This window comes from Bradyrhizobium barranii subsp. barranii, from assembly GCF_017565645.3.
Taxonomy (GTDB): Bacteria; Pseudomonadota; Alphaproteobacteria; order Rhizobiales; family Xanthobacteraceae; genus Bradyrhizobium; species Bradyrhizobium barranii.
This window is the reverse complement of record NZ_CP086136.1, coordinates 2,667,930-2,683,455: the sequence shown is the minus strand read 5'-3', so window position 1 is coordinate 2,683,455 and position 15,526 is coordinate 2,667,930. Positions and strand designations below refer to the sequence as shown.

Annotated in this window: 18 protein-coding genes and 2 pseudogenes; 11 read left to right on the top strand and 9 right to left on the bottom strand. The window is 61.7% G+C overall.

Annotated features, from left to right (window positions below; genetic code table 11):
* Positions 1–39 precede the first annotated feature (39 nt).
* The 4 genes from J4G43_RS12965 (at position 40) to J4G43_RS12950 (ending at position 4,619) form a co-directional block, all read left to right on the top strand.
* On the top strand, positions 40–681 hold the full coding sequence (locus J4G43_RS12965) for a transglutaminase-like cysteine peptidase (RefSeq protein ID WP_063985225.1): 642 nt from the start codon (positions 40–42) through the stop codon (positions 679–681).
* Between the two features lie 401 nt (positions 682–1,082).
* A complete protein-coding gene (locus J4G43_RS12960) occupies positions 1,083–1,604 on the top strand; it encodes a hypothetical protein (protein ID WP_225004847.1) in 522 nt (173 codons plus the stop codon).
* 20 nt (positions 1,605–1,624) lie between these two features.
* Complete coding sequence (locus J4G43_RS12955) at positions 1,625–3,835, top strand: GNVR domain-containing protein (protein ID WP_208085030.1); 2,211 nt, start codon at positions 1,625–1,627, stop codon at positions 3,833–3,835.
* Positions 3,819–4,619 (top strand): hypothetical protein, encoded by an 801-nt coding sequence (locus tag J4G43_RS12950; RefSeq protein ID WP_085402141.1) that lies wholly within the window; start codon positions 3,819–3,821, stop codon positions 4,617–4,619. Before J4G43_RS12955 ends, J4G43_RS12950 begins: the two co-directional genes overlap by 17 nt.
* A 1-nt stretch (position 4,620) precedes the next feature.
* Here the strand turns inward: J4G43_RS12950 and J4G43_RS12945 are convergent, their stop codons facing one another.
* From J4G43_RS12945 to J4G43_RS12935, 3 genes are all read right to left on the bottom strand, one after another.
* Positions 4,621–5,781 (bottom strand): acyltransferase family protein, encoded by a 1,161-nt coding sequence (locus J4G43_RS12945; RefSeq protein WP_085402142.1) that lies wholly within the window; start codon positions 5,779–5,781, stop codon positions 4,621–4,623.
* A gap of 33 nt (positions 5,782–5,814) precedes the next feature.
* Positions 5,815–6,909 carry a glycoside hydrolase family protein gene (locus J4G43_RS12940; protein ID WP_208085029.1) on the bottom strand — a complete coding sequence of 365 codons (1,095 nt, stop codon included), beginning with the start codon at positions 6,907–6,909 and terminating at the stop codon, positions 5,815–5,817.
* Between the two features lie 145 nt (positions 6,910–7,054).
* The gene (locus J4G43_RS12935; protein ID WP_321576327.1) at positions 7,055–8,479 is read right to left on the bottom strand and encodes an undecaprenyl-phosphate glucose phosphotransferase; all 1,425 of its coding nucleotides are present in this window, start codon (positions 8,477–8,479) and stop codon (positions 7,055–7,057) included.
* Positions 8,480–8,824: 345 nt separating this feature from the next.
* On the opposite strand from J4G43_RS12935, the gene J4G43_RS12930 reads away from it, so the two are divergent.
* Both J4G43_RS12930 and J4G43_RS12925 read left to right on the top strand, forming a co-directional pair.
* Entirely contained in the window at positions 8,825–9,148 is a 324-nt protein-coding gene (locus J4G43_RS12930; RefSeq protein ID WP_208085028.1) for a hypothetical protein, read from the top strand.
* Positions 9,149–9,259: 111 nt separating this feature from the next.
* On the top strand, positions 9,260–9,994 hold the full coding sequence (locus tag J4G43_RS12925; RefSeq protein ID WP_028154250.1) for a metallophosphoesterase family protein: 735 nt from the start codon (positions 9,260–9,262) through the stop codon (positions 9,992–9,994).
* Positions 9,995–10,022: 28 nt separating this feature from the next.
* On the opposite strand, the gene J4G43_RS12920 is transcribed toward J4G43_RS12925, so the two are convergent.
* From J4G43_RS12920 to J4G43_RS12905, 4 genes are all read right to left on the bottom strand, one after another.
* Positions 10,023–10,445, bottom strand: a complete 423-nt coding sequence (locus J4G43_RS12920; protein ID WP_208085027.1) for a hypothetical protein — start codon at positions 10,443–10,445, stop codon at positions 10,023–10,025.
* A gap of 127 nt (positions 10,446–10,572) precedes the next feature.
* On the bottom strand, positions 10,573–10,740 hold the full coding sequence (locus J4G43_RS55600) for a hypothetical protein (protein ID WP_321576326.1): 168 nt from the start codon (positions 10,738–10,740) through the stop codon (positions 10,573–10,575).
* A gap of 87 nt (positions 10,741–10,827) precedes the next feature.
* The gene (locus J4G43_RS12910; protein ID WP_208085026.1) at positions 10,828–10,998 is read right to left on the bottom strand and encodes a hypothetical protein; all 171 of its coding nucleotides are present in this window, start codon (positions 10,996–10,998) and stop codon (positions 10,828–10,830) included.
* 135 nt (positions 10,999–11,133) lie between these two features.
* The gene (locus J4G43_RS12905) at positions 11,134–11,559 is read right to left on the bottom strand and encodes a hypothetical protein (protein WP_208089611.1); all 426 of its coding nucleotides are present in this window, start codon (positions 11,557–11,559) and stop codon (positions 11,134–11,136) included.
* 120 nt (positions 11,560–11,679) lie between these two features.
* Here J4G43_RS12905 and J4G43_RS12900 point away from each other — a divergent pair, with 120 nt between their 5' ends.
* From J4G43_RS12900 to J4G43_RS12885, 4 genes and pseudogenes are all read left to right on the top strand, one after another.
* Positions 11,680–11,889, top strand: coding sequence for a sugar phosphate nucleotidyltransferase (locus J4G43_RS12900; RefSeq protein ID WP_208085025.1), 210 nt, complete (start codon positions 11,680–11,682; stop codon positions 11,887–11,889).
* 393 nt (positions 11,890–12,282) lie between these two features.
* The gene (locus tag J4G43_RS12895) at positions 12,283–12,456 is read left to right on the top strand and encodes a hypothetical protein (protein ID WP_166103634.1); all 174 of its coding nucleotides are present in this window, start codon (positions 12,283–12,285) and stop codon (positions 12,454–12,456) included.
* Between the two features lie 223 nt (positions 12,457–12,679).
* On the top strand, positions 12,680–12,931 hold the full coding sequence (locus tag J4G43_RS12890; RefSeq protein WP_014497530.1) for a hypothetical protein: 252 nt from the start codon (positions 12,680–12,682) through the stop codon (positions 12,929–12,931).
* A 497-nt stretch (positions 12,932–13,428) separates the two neighbouring features.
* A pseudogene (locus J4G43_RS12885) lies at positions 13,429–13,656 on the top strand (VanZ family protein); the annotation flags it as partial.
* Between the two features lie 32 nt (positions 13,657–13,688).
* Here the strand turns inward: J4G43_RS12885 and J4G43_RS12880 are convergent.
* Positions 13,689–14,957, bottom strand: a complete 1,269-nt coding sequence (locus J4G43_RS12880) for an IS256 family transposase (protein ID WP_038952271.1) — start codon at positions 14,955–14,957, stop codon at positions 13,689–13,691.
* 95 nt (positions 14,958–15,052) lie between these two features.
* Between J4G43_RS12880 and J4G43_RS55305 the strand changes: the two are divergent.
* Positions 15,053–15,202, top strand: a pseudogene (locus J4G43_RS55305) (VanZ family protein); the annotation flags it as partial.
* A gap of 24 nt (positions 15,203–15,226) precedes the next feature.
* Here J4G43_RS55305 and J4G43_RS12875 read toward each other — a convergent pair.
* Entirely contained in the window at positions 15,227–15,511 is a 285-nt protein-coding gene (locus J4G43_RS12875; protein WP_208085024.1) for a hypothetical protein, read from the bottom strand.
* Positions 15,512–15,526 lie beyond the last annotated feature (15 nt).

Genomic DNA, 15,526 nt, shown 5'->3' with positions numbered 1-15,526 from the left:
CCCGTAGCGTCAAAAAAGAAAACGCGAGACGGGGATGTCATGAGCTGGATTATCAAATCGCTGGTCGCGATCGGGATCGCGTCGACCGGCACCGCCGCCAAGGCCGAGATGTTGAACGACAGTTCGCTCAATCAGGCGAAGAGCGCGTTCATCCGCGAGTACGACAATGCGCTCGCGCCGCTGCAATTCGTCAAGTTCTGCATGAACAACGACGGCGAATGCGCGAGCGACGCCGCCGACCGGACACTGCCTTCGGGCGACCGGGCGATGAGCATGCTGCGCGAGGTAAACAGCTCGGTCAACGCGTCGATCACACCGATGCAGAAATCGACCAATCCGATGGTGGCGCGCTGGAGCCTTTCGCCGTCCGCCGGCGATTGCAACGACTACGCGGTCACCAAGCGTCATCAACTGATCGAGATGGGCTGGCCCAAGTCGGCACTGCGCCTCGCAGTGGTCCTGACAAATGGCGGCCAGGGCCATCTCGTGCTGGTGGCGCGACTTGCCGACGGCGACTTCGTCCTGGACAATCTTTCCGCTTCGGTGCGCCCCTGGAACGCCGCGGATTACGAGTGGATCTCGATGCAGTCCGGCGGAAATCCGCGCTTCTGGGTCGCGATCGGCGAGCATGGCGAGCGCCTGCGCGCCACGCGTCTCGCGATGTTGCGGACCTCCGAATAGACCGCGCGAAGTTTCGCTCTACCGCCCTCAATCGCAGGTTGCGACAGGCGCGAGGCGATGGTCTGCCAGACCGTCCCTCGCGCCTTTGCCTTGGCATGGTGCTTGCCTAAAATTCGTGCTTATCGCATACGAGCGCGCGCAACCATTCGCCGAATCCGCGCCTGATCGCAGCAAGAATTTCGTTCATGCGAAACGGGGATGCAGAGCGGGCAAGGATGGCAATTTGGTCCGTACTGGTTTATATTTTGCGCCGCACAAGAATTTGACATAGTTTTGGGTCATCAAGGACCTAGGGCCTAAATCCATACGTCATCGCTAGTTTGCAACGAGATATGAGCGCGATCCTAATCAAACTCGATAGCTTGTTGCGTCGCTCCCTGCCGGTTTTACGGATCGCAGCAATGATCGCCGTTGCCGTGTCTGCGACGCTGTCGGCGCCGGCACAGGCTCAATGCGTCGATCGCGCCGAACGAGCGCCGTCGTCCGCGGTCAGCGCATTCGTCTCGGACCCCTCGGTTTTGTTGCGACAGTCGAAGAACGACAGGGACAAGCTTTCGGGCCGGCTCACCGGATTGCTGGTGACCGACATAGCCGCGCTCGATCCGGTTCGGGACATGCTGCGCCAGGCGAGCCAGGCCGACCGTGTCGCAATCGGCGCCGGGCTTCACCGTGCCGAAGAGCGCTGCATCGCGACCAAGCCCGACGTCGCGCGCCGGATCAGCGAATTCGTTGCCAAGCTGCACGACGGGTCCGTCCTCAAAGGATATCTCACGGATCAGGACGCGGCGGCTGCCCCCGTTCCGGGAAGCCCGGCCACGGCCAGCAATGCACCGGCGGGTCCGGGTGCGAGCGCCGGTCTGATGTCGGGTGAGTGGAAGACCGAACTCGCCGACCCGTTCAAACCCGTTCCCCTTCCCGAGTGACAACCTCAAGATTCCCAGAGATGTTTCAGCCACGAGATCAGTTTCCGCAACGCCCGAGATATGCCATCGAGGTCGGTGGCACGACGCTCAGCGCCGAGCGCGCTCTGGACATCGTACGCCGCCAATGGCCGCTGATCGTCGCCATCGTGGCCGGTACGCTCGCGATCGTTCTCGTCTACCTGATCGTGGCAACGCCGATGTACACGGCAAATGCGCGCATCCTGATGGACACGCGCCAAACCCAGGTACTGGACAAGGACAGCGGAACCGCCAACGCGCTGATCGACCCGGGCTTCGTCGACAGCCAGGTCGAGATTCTCCAGTCTGACGACCTGCTCCTGTCGATCGTCCGTAAGCTGAAGCTCACCGAGGATCCGGAGTTCAACGGCTCGGATCCCGGGTTGATTCCGCTGGTCATCGGCAAGGTCATCTCGATGTTCGGGTCGGACGGTCCTCCGAGCAAGGAGCGGGTCGAGCGCGGCGCGGTCGAGCTTCTCCAGAAGAACCTGAAGGTCGAGCGCGTGCTGACGACCTATGTCCTCTCGATGAACTACCGCTCGATCGATCCGAACAAGGCTGCGCAGATCGCCAACGCGATTGCGGACGCATACATCGTCGGCGCACTGGAGGCGAAATACCAGTCGACCAAGCGCGCCGGCGAGTGGCTCCAGCAACGCAGCGCCGAGCTGCGTGAACAGGCGACGGCGAGCGACCGCGCCGTGCAGACGTTCAAGGCGCAAAACAACATCGTGGGCACCAGCCGGGGTCTGATGAGCGAGCAACAGCTTGCGGACGTCAACTCTCAGCTTATTGCCGCTCATGCCGCGACCGCCGAGGCCAAGGCCCGCCTTGATCGGATCGAGGCGCTGCTCGACAAGGATCTCGTCCAGCCGACCGTGACGGACGCACTCAACAACACGGTGATCACGCGCCTGCGCGCCCAATATCTCGACCTGGCGGCGCAATATGCCGACTGGTCGAGCCGTTACGGCAAGACCCACCAGGCGGCCGTCAACCTCGCCAACCGCATGGAAGAGCTGCGCAAGGCGATCGCGGACGAGGTCCGTCGTATCGCGGACGCATATCGCAGCGAGTACGAGATCGCCAAGAGCCGCGAGACGGCGCTTGAGGAGAATCTCAAGAATCTCGTATCCCAGGCCGGCAGCACGAGTCAGGCGCAGGTCAAGCTGCGCGACCTCGAAAGCGCGGCGGATACTTATCGTAACCTCTACAACAACTTCCTCGAGAAGCTGCAGAACGCGACGCAGAACCAGAGCTTCCCGATCAGCGAAGCGCGCATCATCGGCACGGCGGTCAAACCCGACAAGAAGAGCTCGCCCAAGACGCTGCTGGCGCTGGTCGGCGGCCTGCTCGGCGGTCTCTGTTTCGGCTTCGGGGCGGCCTTCACGAAGGAACTGATGAGCGACGTGCTGCGATCTCCGAGCGACGTCGAGGATCAGCTCGGGGTGAAATGCCTCGGCGTTCTTCCCGACATCCGCGCGGCGAGGGCTTCGGCAGATCATCCGGAAGGAAACATATCCAGCTACGTCGTCGAGCACCCGTTCTCGCGGTTCGCGGAGACGCTGCGGAACATCAAGGTGTCAATCGACGTCGCGCGCCTGTCGCGCGAGGTCAAGATCATTGGAATCCTGTCGTCCTTGCCGAAAGAGGGAAAAACGACGGTTGCCGCCAATTTCGGTCATCTGACCGCGTTGACCGGACATCGCACGCTACTGATCGACGGCGACCTCCATACCCGCTCGCTGACCAGGGCGCTGGCCCCCCATTCCAAGACCGGCCTGGTCGAAGCCCTCAAGGATCCGCGCTCGTTCGGCTATCATATCCAGCGCAGCAAGGAGAGCGGGCTCGACTTCCTGCCCTCCGTCGTCGCATCGCGCATGGTGAACTCGGCAGATGTCATCGCCTCCAAGGCGATGGCTGACCTGCTTGCAGTGGTGCGAGAGGAATACGAATACATCGTCATCGATCTGGCGCCGGTGATGCCGGTCACCGACGCCAAGGCTGTCAGCCATCTCGTCGATGCGATGGTTTACGTCATCGAGTGGGGCCGTACGACCCGCAACGCGCTCCAGGAGTCGATGGCGAGCTCCGAAGGCATTCAGAAGAAGCTTCTGGGCGCCGTGCTCAATCGCGCCAATCCGAAGATGCTCAAGAGGATCGAGGCGTATAAGGGCTCGCACTACAACAGCTACTATGTCGAGGGAGCCTAGCGCCACCGAGCCGGCGGCACAGGCAACGGGGATCGCCTATCGCTGGCTTCTGCGCGGCTCGACCATCGCGCTTGCCGCAGCCGCGCTAGCGTGGATCGCGGCTATCGCCCCGGATGTGACCAATCCCGCGGTTCCGCAGATTGCAGGACGCGTCGCGCGCGGCGAGCGGTATGAAGTCGATCGCCTGAGACGGATCGTATCGGACAATTTGCCATCCGCCCGTCGCCTATGCAGCGCCAAGACGCTGCGCGAGCTCCTGCTGCTCCAGCTCGCAATCGCCGACGAATCGACACGCGCAGGCGACCTGAAGCAGATCGATCTCGATGCAGACGCCGTCGCGTCGACGAGCCGTGCCTTGCTGGCATGCGCGCCGACTGAAGCACTGGGCTGGTTCGGCAGCTACTGGGCCGAAATTCGCCAGGCCGGCTTTGGGCCGCGAACAGCGGAACTGCTGAGTCTTTCCTATCGCTTCGCGCCACACGAGGCCTGGCTCCAACTCATCCGCGCGCCACTGGCGCTTCGCGCCTTCAATGCGGCCTCGCCCGAGCTCAGGGATTACGCCACCCAGGACTTCGCCGATATCTTCCAGGCCCGCCTGTTCCCAAGCGCAGCTACGTTCTATCAGGCGGCCGGCGCCGAGGCGCGCGTCGCTCTGCTCGAACGTACCTGCACCGCGCCCGAAGCCGATCGGGAATTGTTCTCGCATTTCGTCGCGGAGAAGGGTCTGCGAATTCGCCATCGCTGTTATCCAGTCGATGGCGATGGCTTTCGGATGAGCCGCTAGGCTATTTCAGCTCGGTTCGCGGCACGCCCTGCGAGGGATTTTCGGGCAGGTATTGCAGGAAGAATTTGGTCAGGCCGCGACGGCTGCGCAGGATCGGCGATTCGAAGTACTTCCAGGACACATGCGCGACAGCGTACGAGATGACGAAGCCGATGGCTGCGCCCGCGGTAATCTTCACGCTGTCGGGCACCGACATCCCGCCATAGAGCGTGAGCGCCTTGCCGAGCGGGTTCGGGATGAAGTTGTGAACGAGATAGAAGCCGTAGCTGATCTTCCCGAGATGCTCGAGCGGCTTCCACTCCAGCGCTTGAACAAAGATACTGTCCTGGTTGGCGCGAACCCACCAGATCAGCGCGACCAGGCACAGCCCGATCGCAATGTCGATCGCGGGGGAAAGATACGAAGGGGCGTCGTAAATCACGCCGTTCGAGCACAGCATGAACCCGACGATGAGAAGGCAGACGAACGTGCCGTTGCCGTTCGGAGCCCATTCCCGTCTCTGGAGATGCAAGATCGTCAGCGCGCCGCCGAACGCGATGAGGCTGAAATTCCACGGCGACAGGGTATGGATGGCCGTGTGATTGAAGCCCGACGAATACATCAGGAAATGGCTGATCACACCGAGAACGACGACGCTCATGCAGGTGACGAAATGGCGCTCCAGAGGAAGCAGGATGAACAGGAAGGGCGCGATCACGTAGAACTGCTGCTCGACCGAGAGCGTCCAGAGCACGCCGAAGGGACCAGCGGTCCCGCCGATGACGCTGCCGATCCAGTAGTTGGACAGGTACACGACGTGATAGCGGAAGCCGAGATCGGGCCCCGCGTGCTGAAAATAGGACCGGGTCAGGAACAGGATGGCGAGAAGCGCATAATATGCGGGAAAGATGCGCGTCGCCCGCTTGACCCAGAAGGTGACGATTTCCGCCGCGGGCCGGGATGCGGCCGTCCCGACCTTGCCTCGCTGCCTGTTGAGCTCGCCGATGATCAGGAAGCCGCTCAGGATGAAGAATATCCAGACGCCGACGCTGCCCGAGTAGAACTGCAGTCCGCACTTGTGATTGAGATAGACCAGGACGACCGAGAGACCGCGCAGCCCGTTGAATCCCAAGATGCTGCCCGACTTCTCGGTGTTGACGCGCTCAGATCCAGGTAAAGGCATTGCAGGTTCTTTTCTTCGCACGGAGACCGAAAGCTACAGTCCCCTGGTTCTCAACTCAGTCGATTCTTCAGCCGACAGGCGGCCGCCGGCAAATTCCGAAAGAAGGAAGAGCGCAACCTTGGGCCTGTCGATCTCGTACATCAGCCCAAACCTGTTCTCCGGCGGCTTCTTCTGCGGCTCGTCGAACAGCTCGTAGACCATCACGCTCTCGATCTCGACGTCTTTCTGGTTCTTCAGATATTGGAAGGTGTCCCGCAGTGACCGGAGGCATTGCTCCGTCAGGGGATCGCCAGGCCGATTTCCATAGGCCGGCTTGTAGATCTCGGCGCAATTGACCTCGTTGAACGTCACCGGGCGGTGATAGGACGCCAGCTTCTTGAAGAGGTCGAAGGGCGGATTGCGTCCATTCCAGTGCCGATGCGGATTCTGCCCCGCCACCTCGTAATAGTGGTAGGAGATCACGTCGTATTTCACGCCCCGGGACTCCATGAAGTCGAGGAAACCCAGCATCGTCGACGTCGTGTTCAGCACCTTGCGCAGACGACTTCCGGTCTCGCGGTTTATCTGGTCGATGGCATCGGACGCGCCGTGCAACACCTGGGCCCAGTCTTCCATCAGCGGCATTTCGAAGTCTGCCGCGGTCATGCCGCGCCCGAACAGCTTCTTCCCGTCGGAATCGACCGCGAACAGGTTGATCTCGTTCTCAAGCTCCCAGTCGGACACATCGTCCTTGAATTGCCGGACGAACGCGTAGGTGCGGTCGTAGCCCTGCCTGTAGAGCGCGTCCCGGTCTCCTTTGGGGTACCGCCCCTTGTCGGTGCGGTCACCGTAGCGGAAAGGGAAGTTGACCAAAGGGTGAAGCGTGATCGAGTATTTTCTGGCAAGCGCAATGGTTTGCCGGAACATCGCGGCTTCGCCCGGCTCGGCATCTTGCGTCAGATTGAGACCGGTCCTGTATTGCGTGAGCCCGCGCTCCCTCATGAGCTGAAAGATCGGCGCGAGATCCCTGCGCTTTTGCGGCGGTCCGCCGACCCCCCACTCCAACGCGTTCGCATGAGAACAGGCGGCAGCGATCGCCCAGGTGACGAGCAACGGCAAGGCGACGAACTTGGCGAGGCGATGGCTCAATCTGCAAGGCTCGGCGTTTTTTGGGGGGGGGCAAATCGTCAAAGGGGCAGCAACGAATCACATGCTGCAAAATGCAGGCCGTTTCCCCTCTGCACGGGCGGCGCGCGGGTCGGGCGCGGCAACGCGCGCCCGACGTCAGCCTGGCTCAGTAGGCTTCCTGATGGATCAGCGCCAGCGCGGTCTTCAGGATGATCCTGATGTCGAGCCAGATGCTCCAATTGCTGACGTACCAGATGTCGTACTCGACCCGCTTTTCCATCAGATCGATGGTCGGCGTCTCGCCGCGGAAGCCGTTGACCTGGGCCCAACCGGTCAGGCCCGGCTTCATGTGATGCCGGTACACGTAGTTGCTGATGATCGGATCGTAGTAATTGTCGTGCGCGAGCGCATGCGGGCGCGGCCCGACCAGCGACATCTCGCCGCGCAGAACGTTCCAGAGCTGCGGCAGCTCGTCGATGCTGGTCCGCCGCAGCGCACGGCCGACACGGGTCACCCGCGCGTCGGTCTTCGTCGCTTGCGTGACGACATGACCGTTTTCCGCCACCGTCATCGAGCGGAACTTCCAGATATCGAATTGCTTGCCGTTGAAGCCGCGCCGGGCCTGCTTGAAGATCACTTTGCCCTTGGAATCGAGCTTGATCATGATCGCAGCCGTGATCAGCAGCGGCGCCAGCAGCAGAAGCGCGAACGAGGCAAGGCCGATGTCGAGGCAGCGCTTCTGCGCCTGCTCGAACACGCTGAGCGGCGCGCGCTGGATCTCGATCGCGACCGTGCCGCTGACGGGCTGGAACGGACGCGAGACCAGATCGGCGATCGGGAAATCTGGCAGAAGGCGGATCGGCTGGGGGACAACGCGCAGATGCTGGCTCAGCTTCTGGAGAAGCGGCATCTCGTCCCAGTCGATGACCAGGAGATATTCTTCCACATCCGCCGTGCGCGCCTGACGCGTGATGTCGCGAATCTCGTGATCCCAGCCCGCGCCCTCTTCAGACGGATCGAGCACGAAATGTCGCACGACGTTGAAGCCGTGCTTGCGCAGATCCTTGAACCGGGTCGAGGTGAAATCGAGAGGCTTGAGGCTGAGCAGCACGACCTTGCGGTCCACCAGACGGCCCTTGGCGTAGCTCGAGGTCAGCGCCAGGCGCCACAGCACGCGCAGACCGCCCAAGGCGACGCCGCCGGTCGCCGCGAACAGCAGCGTGGTTCCGCGCGACAGGTCCGCGGACGACTTGAGCAGGAACGCCTCGACGGCGAGAATGGTCAGCGAGATCAGCCAGACCGCCAGGGCCTTGCGCAGCTGCCAGACCGTGTTCAGCAGACGATGGTGATCGTAGACGCCCTGGAAGTAAGCGATCGTCACGAACACCGCGCCGACGACCAGGCCTGCTCCGACGGATGAGTCCTGCTCGATCACGAGCACGCGATACAGGCCGCTCGCCACGAAATAGCTGAGCAGTACGGCGACGAAGTCTCCGGCGATCAAAGCCACTTGCAGGGGTCTTTGGAGGGCACCGCGTCGGCTCGAGATAACCGAATAATAGTTTTCCGAACCGTAAGTTGCTACAGCCATCCGAACCTCGCTGCCTCGTCACCACTTGCAATCAGAATTGCGAGCAAATCGATCTAATTTTTTCGATGTGCGCCGAAGTATATCTTAACTAAACAAAGCGACATTGCGGCAGTGCACCGAAAAAATCAAATCGATTTTCATGCAATGCAGCGTCGCAGCAAAACAATGCTCAAACTACTGTCACACACGTGACAATTAAGCAGGCATCACGCCGCGTTTCACACCAAATCGCGTCATTTTCGCACAGCATTGTCGCGCGCATTTGAACGGCTGTTCAACCATGCCGCTTAAGCCGTTATTAGGCCGCGGCCATTAACACTCGTGACCAATTCGAGGAGTTGCGTCGTGAGTACGGTTGCCATTTTCAGTCTGCTGATCGGATCGTTGTTGGGAGGCCGATTCCGGATCTTCATCCTGCCGCCCGCCATCGTTCTCGGCGCCACGATCCTCGGCGTGGGCTCCGCCTGGCAGGGACATGATTCAGCTCACATCGTTGTGACGATCCTCGTCTTCGCGTCGGTGCTCCAGCTTGGCTATTTCTGCGGCGCGGTTCTGGTCCGCGCGCGAGCGGCCGCCTATCGCGGCAAGGCCGCATCATCGTTCGACAGCGGCAACTCGGCCAGCCTCGCGCAAGCTTGGGGACGGGTGATTCGCAGCGCGGGTGAATGATCGGGCAGGCGCAGGCTTGCCGGCAGGGGTGGAAAAAACCTGTTCGGACACCCAAATTCACCGATAGCATATTGACATCCCGGGCGAAGCTCTCTGAAAGAGTTGCACCCCATGTCCATGATTGCGCCCCGAAATTCGCCCCGGCCGAAGCTACCGAACGGCGTGCGCATCTATGCGATCAGCGATATCCACGGTTGCGCGCATCTGCTCGAGCAGATGTTCGCCGTGATCGATGCGGACATGGCGAACAGCCGGCCATATCGCGCGATCGAGGTCTTCCTCGGCGACTACATCGATCGCGGACCGGACTCGCGTCATACCCTCGATCTCCTGATCAACCGCAGCCGCCGCCGCAACACCGTCTTTCTCAAGGGCAATCACGAGGCCTATTTCACCTCGGTGCTGGAAGATCCCGCCCGCGCCGCCGAATGGTTTCAGTTCGGCGGGCTCCAGACCCTGATGTCGTACGGCGTGTCGGCCGCGCCCGGCCTTGGCAAGGACGAGTTGCCCGATCTGGTTCGCGAGCTCACATCCGTGATGCCGCCGGAGCACATCGCGTTCCTGCGCCAGTTGCGGCCGACCTTCACTTGCGGCGACTTCTTCTTCGTCCATGCAGGGGTGCGTCCGGGAATTCCGCTCTCCGAGCAGCGCGAGCAGGATCTGTTGTGGATCAGGGACGAGTTCCTGCAAAGCAATAGGCGCTTCGGCAAATACGTCGTGCACGGCCATACGCCGGTGAAGCAGGCCGAGCTGCTCGAGAACCGGGCCAACATCGATACCGGGGCCTATGCCACCGGAAACCTGACGCTGCTGTCCATTCAGGGCAACAGCATGCTCGCGATCTAGCGGTCTCGCTCGCGCGCCGTATCAGGCGTCAGTTGGCGGGGCTCGCGGGAGGCCGGTAGTCCGGGAAACGGCTCAGCATCGCCGCCTTCAGGAACTTGAAATGGGCGATCGAGGCGCCGAGCTCCTTGAGCCGGCGCTGGCCGTTCAGGATTTCCTTGTCGAACAGATCCTGGTGGTGATTGTCGAGCGCCTCGCGCTCGAGATATTCGTCGTCGCCGTTCCCGATCGTCACGGCGGCGCGCGCCAGCACGTCCTCGACCCGGCGGTTGAGACCCGACTGCTCGCGCTCCGCCGCATGCAGGGCGTCATCGATCGCGATCATGATGGCTTCGATGCGGGTGCGATCGGTTTCGGCGTCGCGCTCGGGCGAGCGCGCGCGGAACACCTGCTCTCCGCCGAAACGGTCTTTCAGGAAGTTATGGGTGCGGGCCCGCAGGAAGAGCTGAAACATGCGTGCATTTTCCGGTTCGAGGCGCCAGACCAGAAAATGGGCCCGCGATGGTTAATAAAGGTTGAATCCTTCGCGCCGCTCGGTGCGGCTTTGCGCCATCCAGGCCCTCCAGGCCCCCTCATGCTTCTCATAGAGCTCGAGCCTGCTGCTCGCCGGCATCGGGCGCGACCTGCGCCTGCTCGCTGTCGAGCCGTTCGAACTCGAACGTCTCCTCGGGCGTCAGGCCGATCAGGACGCGGCGACCTCCCCCGTCGACGAAGTACCGCCGTGGTGCGTTGTACGTCGGGCTCGTCATGGCGTCTCCCCGAAATCCCGTCATGATTCACTCCCCTCCGCCACCATGCGAGCCGCAACGCGAGAACCGCACGCCGGTTGTAAATCCTCAGAATGCACGCCGTGCCCTCGCCAATGAACTGTTCTGCCGGAACGCGGTGGGACTGTAGGGACGGTGGAACGGATGACGCTCCGCGCGCTCGCGAGGCCGCAGCGCGCGCGTCGCATAGCCTGCGCCAAAGCCAACGAGGAGCGAGACCAGGATCGCAAGCAGCATCATTCGTAATTCGTTCCAGTGACGCTGGCAGTCTCATCCTCGAGTTGTGTCGAGATCATGATCACCGCCGCTGATTTTCTCGTCATGCCAGGGATTTTTTGGGCAGCGCCCTGCATGCGAAGTGATCGGGCTCGTGCGTCAACCGAAGAACCAGAGGAACAATCGCACCAGCAACAGCGTGATGAAATACACCCAGCCCGCCATCGCGATCAGCGCAACGCTGAAAAACGCGCCTTCAAACGCCCGCTCTCTGAGCTTGGTGAGAGGAAGTGCCGCTCGCGCCTTTTGAAGCATCTCGGTCTTCTTGATTTTGTTGATTTTGATTTGTTCGTGCGCGCGCACCATAGCCGAACGAATTCGACGATCTCGTGACGACTCAACCGAGAGAAGCATAATACTGCTCGTCAAACCGCTGCCGCATGCATCGCGATTGGATTTTTTCTCGTTCGAAGCCGTTGCGACCAACCGCCGCCGTTTCAATTCAAGTTGATCGCTCGAATCGACGTCGTGATTTCGAAGCAAACAATGTCGTGATCTCGAAGCATCTAATTCCTGATCGCGCACAAATGCTGACGCCGAAACGCCGTGCCATCCATTGTCAAGTGGAGGTTGCCGGCCTGAGCTTGGAGGACATTGAGGGCCACATCGCAGGGAACAAGTTCCCTGCTCGCCTCCATCGTCAGCATGGCGTCCAAGCAGCTCCTGCCTGTCTTCGGCAAGCCGATGATCCAGTGTCTGCGGTCCGACCTGACGTACGCCGACCTCAGGAGAATCCTCATCACCACCACGCGGCAAGACCGGTCGCTGTTTCGACGGCTGCTCGGCGACGGCTCGGGGATCGGCACTTCTTCCATGCTCATCAGAACAGTCCGCGCGGATTGGCGGAGCTGCTGAGTCTTGCCGCAGCGTCGAGACGCGAAGTCGGGTCTCGGATATCGGCAGGCGCCCCCCGCGAGGATTTCGAGTGCGGACTTGCGAAGACGGTGCACCGGTTCTGCGACAACCGGACGTGGTGGCAGAACATCCCCGATCCCCACCATCACAGCGTGCAGATCGATCTTGGTTAGCGAAACTCCGTGGTTATACGGAGCGCAACGCGCCGATTTCATCGCGGTAAGGTTGAGCAGTTAGCTTAATCCGCGTTGTTTGTTGCGAACCTTAGTGGATCGCATATCCATCTTCTCACCGGGCTCCCCCAGGCCCGGCCCCACCCAAGCAAAGCCGTCGAGCGAACGTGGGTCCGCTTGGCGGCTTTGTCTTTGTGTCGACGAGAGGATGATTTCGGTTATGGCGCGCAGGCCCTGGTCGTTCAAGGAAGACCGCCGGCTGATGGAATTGGCCAAGTCTTCGACTTCGCTGGAAGAAGCAGCAAAACTTCTCGGGCGCTCGCCCGATGCGATCAAGCGTATGGCCTTGCGCCTCGGCCTGTCGCTGAAATCCAAGGGCGCCAAGAAGGGCTAGCGTCGGCCGCGCGCGACACGTCATGGACGGGCGCGTCCGCCTCATCGATCGATGAATGGCAGCCGCCAGTCGACATGGGCCGATCGCTTCAGCACTCTCGATCTCTCCGCACCCGGATGTTAGACTATCCAGCGATGAAGATTGAACATCGTCCCTTTTCGGCGCAGAACGGTCGCCGGACCGGCTTCGGTCTCAGTTTGATGGATTGTTGGAGGAACGCACCATGTTGTCCCGCGCGCTCGCCGTAGCTCTGCTCCTGGCTCTGCCCTCAGTAGCGTCGGCGCAAGTCCCCGTGGGGTTCGGATTTCCAAACGGCGCGCCGTGGTGCGCCTTCGGTTTCGATTGCCGATTCCTGAATTACCGGGAATGCGCCGACTGGATTTTCGATCCCGCGCGCAACTGCCTCAAGAATCCGTACTTCGCAGCCCACTACCCGACCAATGTCGACAAGGGCTGGTCCTACAATCGGCGTTGAACGTCGGTCCCTGCGAACGGCTTGGTCATGCGGCCAGGCGCGTTGCTTTGTGCCTGACCGGGGTGGCCTGGTTTTGTCGATGACGAGAATTTGGGCAGGTGCGATCGCCTGCCCGTTCCCCTGACGGCGGAACTCTCAGCCGCGCTCCGCATTGCTTTCGAAAGAAAGCGGGAGGCGGAGCCGTCATGGCATGCTCCTTCCTTATCGTGATGTCGATCTGGTTCGGCATCAACATTCTGTTCTTGGCAGTCCGGCTTTGGGTCACCAGGCCGAAGAACTGGCAGATGAATGCCCGTCCTTGCCAACTCAGCGCCGTCCGCGTGACATCGCAACAGCACCGCCGCGTTTGACGTCAACTGAATGCATGCGGATTGGGCCGTAGCCACGGCTCCGCGGCTCGCCCGTGAACCTTGGTTCATGCCCTCGAGGTTTTTGAACCTTAACGATGTTCTTGGCTTTCGAAAGCGGCCAGCCGGTCGACCGGCTATGTTGGCGCAATGCGTCGCAACCATCTCATCGCAGCCGCGGTTATCTGTCTCGTGCTCATCGTCTATGCGACGCTGGCCAAGCTCGCGGGCCGGCCGGCACTCATGGGCCACGCGGAGGCCTACTGGGTCGTCGTGATCGAGCGCTTCAGCGCCTACGGCCTGCTAGGCTTCCTGCTGTCCTTCCTGCTACCGGGGCGCGTCAAGCTGGCTTGCGCGTTCGTGGTCGCCGTCGCAGTGAGCTATGGCTGATTTTGGGTGACGCGGCCTGATCAGGCGGCGTGGCTTTCAGTGTTCGGAATGACTTCGATTCCGTCGATGAACTTTACACCGGCGATGACTTTCGGCAACTGGTTCGTGCTCTTCAATCGCCGCCAGGTCTTCGATGCGGCGTCGATGAGCTTGAACACCATCAGCTTCGCAGTTTGTTGCGACAGCGATCCCTTGGTCCGCACCGTTCGGTGGCGCACCGTGGCGAAGACGCTCTCGATCGGGTTCGAGCTGCGTAGGTGGATCCAGTGCTCAGCAGGGAAGTCGAAGAAGGCGAGCAGCGCATGGCGATCCTTGATCAGGCACTCCACCGCACGTCCGTATTTGACGTGGTATTTCTCGACGAAGACGTCGATCGCGGTTTCAGCTTCGGCCCGGTGTGGGGCCAGATAGATGTTCCGCAGGTCGTTCTTCATGGGGCCCTGCACGGATTTGGCGACCTTGTCGAGTACGTTGCTCACTTTATGGCACCAGCATCGTTGGTGCCGCGTGCCGGGAAAGGCCTCGTCCAGTGCCTTCCAGAAGCCGAGGGCGCCGTCGCCGATGGCGAGTTGCGGGGCAATCCGTAACCCGCGTTGCCGCAGGTCGATCAGGAGTTCGCGCCAGCTCTGCGCGCTCTCGCGCACGCCGACCTGGAAGCCGATCAGCTCCTTCTTGCCTTCCGGCGTGGTGCCAATCAGCACCAGCATGCATTCGCTGTGATCTTCCATGCGGGCCTGCAGGTACACGCCATCGGCCCAGATGTAGACATAGCGACGCGCCGACAGATCGCGTCTCTGCCAGCGTTCGTACTCGACCTGCCAATCGGCCTTCAGGCCGGCGATCACCGAAGGCGACAGGTTCGGCGCATCCTTGCCGAGCAGCGCCGAGAGCGCCTCCTGGAAGTCGCCGGTCGAGATGCCGCGCAAATAGAGGACCGGGATCAAGGCATCCAGGCTCTTCGTCCGCCGCGCCCATAGCGGCAGGATTGCCGAACTGAAGCGGAGGCGGTCGCCTGGCCCGCTCGCTCCGCGGTCGCGGACCTTGGGACGAGCGACCTCCACCGGACCGATGCCGGTCGCAATCTCGCGCACCGGACCGTGCCCATGTCGGACCAGGCGCGCTCGACCGTCGGGCAGCGTCAGATTGGCCGTGCTGGCCAGAAACGCGCCAACCTCGATCTCGATCGCCCTGGCAAGCAGGTCCCGCGCGCCGGCACGAACGATATCGGTCAGTGGATCATCAACCGCGGACGGCTGACGGAAAGCAAGAACATTGGTAGTCTCGGTCATGGCGTATCGCTCTCCTCGAGAGGTTCTGGCAGGCTCGTCACCCGCCTCGATACGCCGCCTTCCTCACACCGTCATCACCCAGATTCCGCCATAGCTCCGTCGCAGTCGGGTTAGAGGTCTTGCAGGCGGTGACGCCGGATCGTGATCCACGATTCATCGATGTGCTGCAAAAGGCCGCCGGCGGCACCGTCGGCGTCCTTCTGGCCCAGACCATCCTGGCTTTCCTGCCGAGGCCGCCGTCCTGAGGCGGCCGCCGGCGCCGCGAGAACTTACGCCACTCCGCGTCGCAAGCACGGCTGACTGGTCGAAAGAACCCCGGACATCTGGCGATGGGCATCGCGCAGCGCCGTGATCGCGTTATCGAGGTCGAATTCGGCTTCGCGAACGGTCTCGAAGAACCGGGCCATCAAGGCGAGGTTCAGCTTGACGCGGGTGTTCCCGTCGCGGCTCTTGCGGCGATCGAGCGACAGATGCATCGCCTGCATCCTGGCCTCGGCAGCGCTGCAGCAGCTGAGGGTCGCGAGTTCGTCATATGTCATCCAGATCTGAGGCATGTCCCTGTCCGCCTT

Excerpts from the sequence above, each read along its gene's own strand:
- J4G43_RS12965 (WP_063985225.1), top strand. The coding sequence starts at position 40 with ATGAGCTGGATTATCAAATCGCTGGTCGCGATCGGGATCGCGTCGACC.
- J4G43_RS12875 (WP_208085024.1), bottom strand. The coding sequence starts at position 15,511 with ATGCCTCAGATCTGGATGACATATGACGAACTCGCGACCCTCAGCTGC.
- J4G43_RS12945 (WP_085402142.1), bottom strand. The coding sequence starts at position 5,781 with ATGCCTTTACCTGGATCTGAGCGCGTCAACACCGAGAAGTCGGGCAGC.
- J4G43_RS12960 (WP_225004847.1), top strand. The coding sequence starts at position 1,083 with ATGATCGCCGTTGCCGTGTCTGCGACGCTGTCGGCGCCGGCACAGGCT.
- J4G43_RS12950 (WP_085402141.1), top strand. The coding sequence starts at position 3,819 with ATGTCGAGGGAGCCTAGCGCCACCGAGCCGGCGGCACAGGCAACGGGG.
- J4G43_RS12880 (WP_038952271.1), bottom strand. The coding sequence starts at position 14,957 with ATGACCGAGACTACCAATGTTCTTGCTTTCCGTCAGCCGTCCGCGGTT.
- J4G43_RS12925 (WP_028154250.1), top strand. The coding sequence starts at position 9,260 with ATGTCCATGATTGCGCCCCGAAATTCGCCCCGGCCGAAGCTACCGAAC.
- J4G43_RS12890 (WP_014497530.1), top strand. The coding sequence starts at position 12,680 with ATGTTGTCCCGCGCGCTCGCCGTAGCTCTGCTCCTGGCTCTGCCCTCA.
- J4G43_RS12955 (WP_208085030.1), top strand. The coding sequence starts at position 1,625 with ATGTTTCAGCCACGAGATCAGTTTCCGCAACGCCCGAGATATGCCATC.
- J4G43_RS12910 (WP_208085026.1), bottom strand. The coding sequence starts at position 10,998 with ATGATGCTGCTTGCGATCCTGGTCTCGCTCCTCGTTGGCTTTGGCGCA.
- J4G43_RS12920 (WP_208085027.1), bottom strand. The coding sequence starts at position 10,445 with ATGTTTCAGCTCTTCCTGCGGGCCCGCACCCATAACTTCCTGAAAGAC.
- J4G43_RS55600 (WP_321576326.1), bottom strand. The coding sequence starts at position 10,740 with ATGACGAGCCCGACGTACAACGCACCACGGCGGTACTTCGTCGACGGG.
- J4G43_RS12895 (WP_166103634.1), top strand. The coding sequence starts at position 12,283 with ATGGCGCGCAGGCCCTGGTCGTTCAAGGAAGACCGCCGGCTGATGGAA.
- J4G43_RS12935 (WP_321576327.1), bottom strand. The coding sequence starts at position 8,479 with ATGGCTGTAGCAACTTACGGTTCGGAAAACTATTATTCGGTTATCTCG.
- J4G43_RS12900 (WP_208085025.1), top strand. The coding sequence starts at position 11,680 with ATGGCGTCCAAGCAGCTCCTGCCTGTCTTCGGCAAGCCGATGATCCAG.